Below are 7,693 nucleotides of genomic sequence, written 5' to 3' on the forward strand. Positions count from 1 at the left end.
CTCTTTTTTGAGAAAAAAGGTTACCGACACGGAGACCGGGATTTCAAACAACTGCTCCAGGAAGTTGGGGGTCTGCGCTTTGCCCCTCAAGTTGAGGAAAGGGTACAATCTTTTCATCACTATTGCTGTCAGTCCTGTGGACAGCTCTATCAGCGCAGGCGTCGCATCAATACCCAGAAATACCGTTGTAGCAGGTGTCGTGGCCACTTAATCACAAAATAATCAAATCAGTCTTCGGGCTGATTTTTTTTTGCAAAAAAATGGTATACTAGTGATGATTAGAGGTGAGACTATGGTAGAAGAGCGCCAAAAGCGATTGATTGAATTGTATGAAAAAGGGGTCTTGACCAAGGAAGAAGCCAAGGCTTGCTTCATGGAATTAGAGGAGGAACCCGATTTTCTCTTTGTTGAGGAGAAAACGCGGCTGACCTTTTCCCTTCCAAGTTTGAAGATTTTCTCTTCCTCAAAACTGAAACAAGATTTTCATTTTTCTGATGTAGAGTCGATGAACATCAATCTGAAAGAGGGAAAAATCATTTTCCAAAAAGGTAAGGAGCCAGATATTTACTTTATGATTTCTTATCCGCAACTGCCTCAAGATACGGTTTTGCCACAGATTTATGTAGAAGATAAGTCATTGCATTTTTCTTCTAGTCTGCCTTGTCATATCACCGTTTCCTTGCCGGATTGCTGGATGTCCGTCCTAGATTTGGGCTTGGGACAGGCGGATGCAAGGCTAGACTTTCTGCCCTTTGAGGATGTTTCCATTCATAGCCACTCGGATAAAAAACAACAGGATATTCGGGTGACTCCATGTCGGACCATCTCTCAGCACCTTCATCTGGAACTTCATCAAGCTCCTATTCACATGGTAGTCTCCAAGGAACAAGGCCTAAAGGGCCGTTTTGAAAGCAGCCAGGGTCTGCTGCAGATCAATCGAAAAAAACAAAATAGTCCTTATCTTTGTGAGAAAAGTGGAGATAAGGTGGTCTATCTGCAGGTTCAGACGCAGACTAGTCCTGTAACCTTGAAAGGAATAAAAGATGTACGGGTTTTATAGATTAAGAAGAAATAAGCTCTTAACAGGAGTCTTGGCAGGTCTAGCTGATAAGTTTCAGTGGGACATTTGGTTGGTGCGGGGGATTTTTTTGGCCATCACCATTTTTACAAAAGCAGGATTGCTAGCTGTAGCTCTCTATATTGTTGGCTCTGTCTTTCTGCCGATGAAAGAAGATATGGATGCAGAACGTTACGGCACCGGACCCCGCAAACGCAAGGATGCCGAAAAGATTGATGATGGTGGTTTCTTTTGATGCCCTTACAAACTATAGATGAAGAAAGCGAGGATTCGCTTTTTTTTCATGTCTGAAAAAGAAAAAGAACGCTTTCTTATGGTATAATAAGACTATTAGAAAGAACGAGGATTATTGATGACAGTTTTTGTGAAAGATTTAATCAATCATGTTCAGGTGACTTGTGTTTATGGGACAGAGGAACTTCTGAACAAGGAAATTACAACCTCTGACATTACCAGACCTGGTTTGGAGATGACGGGTTATTTTGACTATTATTCTCCAGAGCGGATTCAGCTAATCGGGATGAAAGAATGGTCCTATGTTATGGCCATGACCCCTCACAACCGCCATCAGGTTTTCCGCCAAATGTTTCAACCGGAGACACCGGTGGTTATTGTAGCGCGTGGTTTGGAGATTCCAGAGGAGATGTTTCAGGCGGCTAAGGAAAATCGGATTGCTATTTTCCAGAGCAATTCAGCCACTAGTCGCTTGTCTGGTGAACTATCCTCTTTCTTGGATTCTCGCCTGGCCAAGCGGACCAGTGTGCATGGTGTTTTGATGGACATCTATGGTATGGGTGTTCTCATCCAAGGAGATTCGGGTATTGGTAAGAGCGAGACGGGACTGGAACTGGTCAAGCGTGGACACCGAATTGTTGCGGATGACCGGGTAGATGTCTATGCCAAGGACGATGTGACCCTCTGGGGAGAGCCGGCAGAGATTCTTCGTCATCTTTTGGAAATCCGAGGTGTGGGAATCATTGACATTATGAGTCTGTATGGTGCCAGTGCAGTGAAAGAATCATCTCAGGTCCAACTGGCAATCTACCTTGAAAATTATGAAAAAGGGAAGATGTTTGACCGCCTAGGAAATGGTGGGGAGACGATTGAAATCGCTGGCATCGAATTACCTCAAGTGCGGATTCCAGTCACAACTGGGCGCAATATTTCTGTTGTCATTGAAGCAGCAGCCATGAACTATCGGGCCAAGCAGATGGGCTTTGATGCAACCAAGAGTTTTGAGCGCCGCTTAGCCCGCCTGATTGAGAGCAACAAGGAAGAGGGTGATGAAGGATGATTGATCCAATAGCGTTTCAGCTGGGACCAATTAGTATTCGTTGGTATGCTCTCTGTATAGTGGCAGGACTAGTCCTTGCAGTTTATCTATCTGCCAAAGAAGCACCTCGCAAGAAGATTTTGGCAGATGATGTATATGACTTTATACTTTATGCTTTCCCAATCGCCATTGTTGGTGCCCGCCTCTATTATGTGATTTTTTCTTGGGACCAGTATAAGGACAATCCTCTTGAAATTTTTGCAATTTGGAACGGTGGAATTGCCATTTATGGCGGTCTTCTGGCAGGATTTTTGGTCCTGGTATTCTTCACCCGCCACCGATTTATCAATACATGGGATTTCCTAGATATTGCTGCACCGTCCGTCATGATTGCCCAATCAATCGGCCGCTGGGGAAATTTCTTTAACCAAGAAGCCTACGGAGCCAAAGTGCCCAACTTAGACTTTTTGCCCGCCTCTATCCGAGAGCAGATGTATATTGATGGGAGCTACCGCCAGCCGACCTTCTTGTATGAGTCGGGCTGGAACTTGATTGGCTTTATCCTCATTATCGTCCTTCGTAGAAAAACCAAGTTTCTCAAGCAAGGTGAAATTACTCTCTTCTACCTCGTTTGGTATGGAATTGGGCGCTTCTTCATCGAAGGTATGCGAACAGATAGCCTCATGTTGGCTGGACTTCGTGTATCCCAATGGTTCTCGCTTCTCTTGGTAGGAGCTGGTCTCGTCCTCTGTCTCTTCCGTCGAAAAAAAGTGGACCTGCCCTATTATCAATCTGAATAAGGAGATGTTCTATGACACTTGAAATATTTTTATTGGTTGTTGCTATTGTGATCGTTGCAGTGGCTATCTACTTGGTTCTTTTCCTGAAAAAATTATCTGTTGTGGCTGAAGAAGCCCAGCAAACCTTAAAAGTCTTGACCAGTGATGTCAATGTTACCCTCTATCAAACGAATGAACTCTTGGCCAAGACCAATGTTCTAGTCGAAGATGTCAATGGCAAGGTGGCGACATTAGATCCCCTCTTTACGGCTGTAGCAGACCTATCCGTCTCTGTATCGGATCTCAACCATTCTGCCCGTGATCTGACCGTTAAGGCCAAATCTGGTGTCAAAAATACAGCTAAGGCAGGTGGTATTTTGACCACCCTCAACCTGTTTTCATCCATTTTAGGCAAAGGAAAGAAAGGAGCATAAGATGGCAAAAAAAATCGGTATTTTCACCAGTATCTTATTGGGAGTAGCTGGAGGGGCTGCAGCAGCAGCATTTCTAGCAACGGAATCTGGAAAAAAGGTAAAAAAACAGGTGACAGACTTTGTTAAAGATTACCAAGAAAACCATGAGGAAATCAATGCTGACTTGGTCAACAAGGCTCATGACCTAAAAGACCAGGCAGTAGACAAGTTTGAAGATGTCAAAAGTCAGCTAGAATCCGGTGACTTGACCATCGATGATCTCCTTCAAACTGGCAAGGAAAAAGTGCTTGATTTGACAGACCAAATCAAGGATAAAATTGCGGAGGCCAAATCCCCAGCAGAGATTCAGGATGAGGGAGCAGCTCCACTCATTGAGGTACCTGAAGAAGATATTGTAGTGCAAGAGAATATTGAAATCAACTTGTAAAAAGAAGAAGCCCTTGGCCAAAGTGGTCAAGGGTATTCTTGTTTATTTTTTGTATCCGTTTTCAGACCACCGAATAAAAGACGCTTATCGAGAGCGTCTTTTATTTCTCATGTGATTGTATTGTTTACGAAGAGCAATTTGTATCACTCGCAGGGCCAGAAAGCCTGTTGCCATCCCCAGTACGAAGGCTAGGAAGGCTGGGAATTTCATGGACAGATAAACATAGGTCGCCATGACTGTGATAATGCTAAAAATAGCTAAATTAACAAAAAACAGTAATTCTCTTAGACGGTTTTCATAGGGTTTTCGCGCTTGATATTCTTGATAGGTGGCCTGTTGCTCTTTCGGGAGGTGTTCTTCATACAGGGATTGGTCAGGCCGTTCTTGTCTCAGTGCCATACGGTCTCCTTTTTCTACCTTTTAGCGTACCATATTTATGCTGATAAAATGTAACAGTTTTGTTACAATCAGGTTACAAAAGGCTTTGTAGAGCCGTTTTTCTGCATTAAAAAAGTCAGAATATTAAAATTCTCGCAAAACCTTATCAGATAGCTGGGTTTTTGCTATAATTATCTTTATGGAAAAAATAATTATTACAGCAACTGCTGAAAGCATTGAGCAGGTAAAGGAGCTTCTAGCAGCTGGCGTTGATCGTATCTATGTTGGCGAGGAGGATTATGGTCTGCGACTGCCTAAGAATTTTACTTACGATGAGCTAAGGGAAATCGCTCAGCTGGTTCATGCTGCCGGTAAGGAAGTTACAGTAGCAGCTAATGCCCTCATGCACCAGGAAATGATGGACAAGATCAAGCCTTTCATGGACTTGATGCGGGAAATCCAGGTCGATTACCTAGTGGTTGGCGATGCGGGTGTTTTCTACATCAACAAGCGGGATGGCTACAATTTCAAGCTGATCTATGATACATCGGTTTTTGTCACCTCTAGCCGCCAAATCAACTTTTGGAAGGACCATGGGGCTGTTGAGGCGGTCTTGGCAAGGGAAATTCCTTCTGTTGAGCTTTTTGACATTGCTAAAAATCTTGACATGCCGGCTGAAATCTTGGTCTACGGTGCTTCTGTCATTCACCATTCCAAGAGGACTTTATTACAGAACTACTATAATTTCACAGAGGCAGAGGAGACAGACAAGTCTCGGCAGCGGGGGCTCTTTCTGGCAGAACCAGGCGACCCTGACAGCCACTACTCCATTTTTGAAGACAAGCATGGCACCCATATCTTCATCAACAATGACATCAGCATGATGACCAAACTGATGGAGCTGGCTGACCATGGCTATCGAAACTGGAAGTTGGATGGCATCTATTGCCCAGGTTCCAACTTTGTAGCCATTGCCAAATTGTTTGTTCAGGCCCGTGATTTGATTGAAAAAGGGCAATTTAGCTATGACCAGGCCTTCTTGCTGGAAGAAGAGGTGCGCAAGCTCCACCCAGCCGAGCGTGGTTTGGATACTGGTTTTTACGATTATGACAAGGATAAGGTGAAATAGACGATGTCAAAAACATTAAAACGTCCCGAGGTCCTCTCGCCTGCGGGAACTTTGGAAAAACTCAAGGTGGCTATTGACTACGGAGCGGATGCTGTCTTCGTTGGCGGTCAGGCCTACGGGCTGCGAAGCCGGGCTGGAAACTTCTCCATGGAACAGATGCGAGAAGGCATCGAATACGCCCATGCCAGAGGTGCCAAGGTCTATGTGGCGGCCAATATGGTGACCCATGAAGGCAATGAAGAAGGAGCGGGAGCCTGGTTCCGCGAATTGCGGGATATGGGCTTGGATGCGGTCATCGTTTCCGACCCAGCTCTTATCATGATCTGTGCAACTGAAGCACCTGGGCTTGAAATTCACCTGTCTACTCAGGCTTCTTCCACCAATTATGAAAGTTTTGAGTTCTGGAAGGAATTAGGTCTGACTCGGGTTGTCTTGGCTCGGGAAGTGACCATGGAAGAATTAGCAGAGATTCGTAAGCGGACCAGTGTTGAAATTGAGGCCTTTGTCCACGGGGCTATGTGTATTTCTTACTCAGGTCGTTGTGTTCTCTCCAACCACATGAGCAATCGCGATGCCAACCGTGGCGGTTGTTCCCAGTCCTGCCGCTGGAAGTACAATCTCTATGATTTGCCATTTGGTGACGAAAGACGGTCAATCAAGGGTCAGGTTCCAGAAGAGTTTTCCATGTCTGCCGTTGATATGTGTATGATTGACCATATTCCAGATATGATTAAAAATGGAGTGGACAGCCTGAAAATCGAGGGGCGCATGAAATCCGTCCACTATGTATCCACGGTGACCAACTGTTATAAGGCGGCTGTCGATGCTTATCTGGAAAGTCCAGAGAAATTTGAAGCCATCAAACAGGACTTGATTGATGAGATGTGGAAGGTGGCCCAGCGGGAGCTGGCAACTGGTTTCTATTACAGCCCGCCAAGCGAAAACGAGCAACTGTTTGGAGCTCGGCGCAAGATTCCTCAATACAAGTTTATCGGTGAAGTGGTGGCTTTTGATGAAGCCAGCATGACAGCGACCATCCGCCAGCGCAATGTCATCAACGAAGGCGATGAAGTGGAGTTCTATGGACCTGGCTTCCGCCATTTTGAGACCACTATCCAAAATTTGACCGACTCGGATGGCCTCGCGATTGACAGAGCCAACAAGCCTATGGAGCTCTTAACCATTACGGTGCCGCAGGTAGTCTATCCAGGAGATATGATTCGCTCCTGCCAGTCAGGGCTTATCAACCTCTACAAGGAAAATGGTCAGTCCATGACCGTTCGGGCATAAGAAAAAGTTTGGGACAAAAGTAGTTCCAAACTCTTTTTTTCGTTTTAGATACTTATAGCGCAGTGGTTGAGTGGGCTCTAATGCGCTGATAAATCAGCTTTTACAGCCCTACTCAACTGTGCGGAGGTGGGACAACGAAATCGAATTTCTTCGAAATTACCGATTTCTGTCCCGCTCTCTTTGTGATATGCGGATTCCTTCTGGTACCAGACTGATTTTCTGGATGGTGTGAAGGCGGATGATGGCGCTCATGTTTTTGGAGAAATTCTTGACAATGAGCTGCCGACGCTCCTCATCCCATTTGGCAATCTCGCCTGTGATACTCTTCTGATTGGAGTAGATGACATGGACTGCAGCCTTTTTGTAGAGGGCTAATTGTATCCTGTCTAAAACAAGCTGCTGGTCCAACTCCTCATCTTCGATGGGCTTTTGGACTTTATTTCCCAAAAATTGGTTTAATCTTTCAAGTAAAACTTGGATAAACTTTTTCATGGCAAAATCCTCTGATCCTTGATACAATTATAGTAACGAATTTTTGACAAAAAGACAAGCTTTTGCGAATAAATAGTTAGGAGGAATGATGGCAGAATTTACATTTGAAATTGAAGAACATCTCCTGGTCCTGTCTGAAAATGACAAGGGATGGACCAAGGAGTTGAATCGGGTCTCCTTTAATGGGGCACCAGCTAAGTATGATATCCGGACCTGGAGTCCTGACCATAGCAAGATGGGCAAAGGGATTACTCTGTCCAACGAGGAGTTTCAGGTCTTGCTGGATGCCTTTACTAACCAATAAGAAGCTTACGAAAAGTGAACCGCATCCCAAAAGTTAGACAGACAAAATCTAACTTTTGGGGTGTTATTTTTATGAAATTGAGTTATGAAGACAAAGTTCAAATCTATGA

At 44.7% G+C, this 7,693-nt stretch carries 12 protein-coding genes; 10 read left to right on the plus strand and 2 right to left on the minus strand.

Annotated elements, in window-relative coordinates:
- The 7 genes from ACEYCN_RS05710 to ACEYCN_RS05740 all read left to right on the plus strand — a co-directional run.
- The coding region (locus tag ACEYCN_RS05710; RefSeq protein ID WP_373713336.1) for a zinc ribbon domain-containing protein at positions 1-222 on the plus strand (222 nt) is incomplete at its 5' end.
- Between the two features lie 70 nt (positions 223-292).
- Positions 293-1,060, plus strand: a complete 768-nt coding sequence (locus ACEYCN_RS05715) for a hypothetical protein (protein ID WP_373713337.1) — start codon at positions 293-295, stop codon at positions 1,058-1,060.
- Positions 1,044-1,313, plus strand: a complete 270-nt coding sequence (locus ACEYCN_RS05720) for a PspC domain-containing protein (RefSeq protein ID WP_373713338.1) — start codon at positions 1,044-1,046, stop codon at positions 1,311-1,313. The genes ACEYCN_RS05715 and ACEYCN_RS05720 overlap by 17 nt, the downstream gene beginning before the upstream one ends.
- A 117-nt stretch (positions 1,314-1,430) precedes the next feature.
- On the plus strand, positions 1,431-2,372 hold the full coding sequence (gene hprK, locus ACEYCN_RS05725; protein WP_373713339.1) for an HPr(Ser) kinase/phosphatase: 942 nt from the start codon (positions 1,431-1,433) through the stop codon (positions 2,370-2,372).
- Complete coding sequence (lgt, locus tag ACEYCN_RS05730; RefSeq protein ID WP_373713340.1) at positions 2,369-3,151, plus strand: prolipoprotein diacylglyceryl transferase; 783 nt, start codon at positions 2,369-2,371, stop codon at positions 3,149-3,151. Before hprK ends, lgt begins: the two co-directional genes overlap by 4 nt.
- A gap of 11 nt (positions 3,152-3,162) precedes the next feature.
- Positions 3,163-3,564, plus strand: a complete 402-nt coding sequence (locus ACEYCN_RS05735; protein WP_373713341.1) for a DUF948 domain-containing protein — start codon at positions 3,163-3,165, stop codon at positions 3,562-3,564.
- 1 nt (position 3,565) lies between these two features.
- Complete coding sequence (locus ACEYCN_RS05740) at positions 3,566-3,991, plus strand: YtxH domain-containing protein (RefSeq protein ID WP_373713342.1); 426 nt, start codon at positions 3,566-3,568, stop codon at positions 3,989-3,991.
- Between the two features lie 84 nt (positions 3,992-4,075).
- On the opposite strand, the gene ACEYCN_RS05745 is transcribed toward ACEYCN_RS05740, so the two are convergent.
- Positions 4,076-4,390 (minus strand): DUF3270 domain-containing protein, encoded by a 315-nt coding sequence (locus tag ACEYCN_RS05745; RefSeq protein ID WP_373713343.1) that lies wholly within the window; start codon positions 4,388-4,390, stop codon positions 4,076-4,078.
- Between the two features lie 178 nt (positions 4,391-4,568).
- Between ACEYCN_RS05745 and ACEYCN_RS05750 the strand changes: the two genes are divergently transcribed.
- On the plus strand, positions 4,569-5,498 hold the full coding sequence (locus tag ACEYCN_RS05750; RefSeq protein WP_373713344.1) for a peptidase U32 family protein: 930 nt from the start codon (positions 4,569-4,571) through the stop codon (positions 5,496-5,498).
- 3 nt (positions 5,499-5,501) lie between these two features.
- The gene (locus tag ACEYCN_RS05755; RefSeq protein WP_373713345.1) at positions 5,502-6,788 is read left to right on the plus strand and encodes a U32 family peptidase; all 1,287 of its coding nucleotides are present in this window, start codon (positions 5,502-5,504) and stop codon (positions 6,786-6,788) included.
- A 156-nt stretch (positions 6,789-6,944) separates the two neighbouring features.
- Here the strand turns inward: ACEYCN_RS05755 and ACEYCN_RS05760 are convergent, their stop codons facing one another.
- Positions 6,945-7,280, minus strand: a complete 336-nt coding sequence (locus ACEYCN_RS05760) for a hypothetical protein (RefSeq protein WP_373713346.1) — start codon at positions 7,278-7,280, stop codon at positions 6,945-6,947.
- 88 nt (positions 7,281-7,368) lie between these two features.
- Here ACEYCN_RS05760 and ACEYCN_RS05765 point away from each other — a divergent pair, with 88 nt between their 5' ends.
- Entirely contained in the window at positions 7,369-7,584 is a 216-nt protein-coding gene (locus tag ACEYCN_RS05765; protein WP_373713347.1) for a YdbC family protein, read from the plus strand.
- The last annotated feature ends 109 nt before the right edge of the window (positions 7,585-7,693 follow it).

It is taken from the genome of Streptococcus sp. (genome assembly GCF_041802885.1).
GTDB lineage: Bacteria > Bacillota > Bacilli > Lactobacillales > Streptococcaceae > Streptococcus.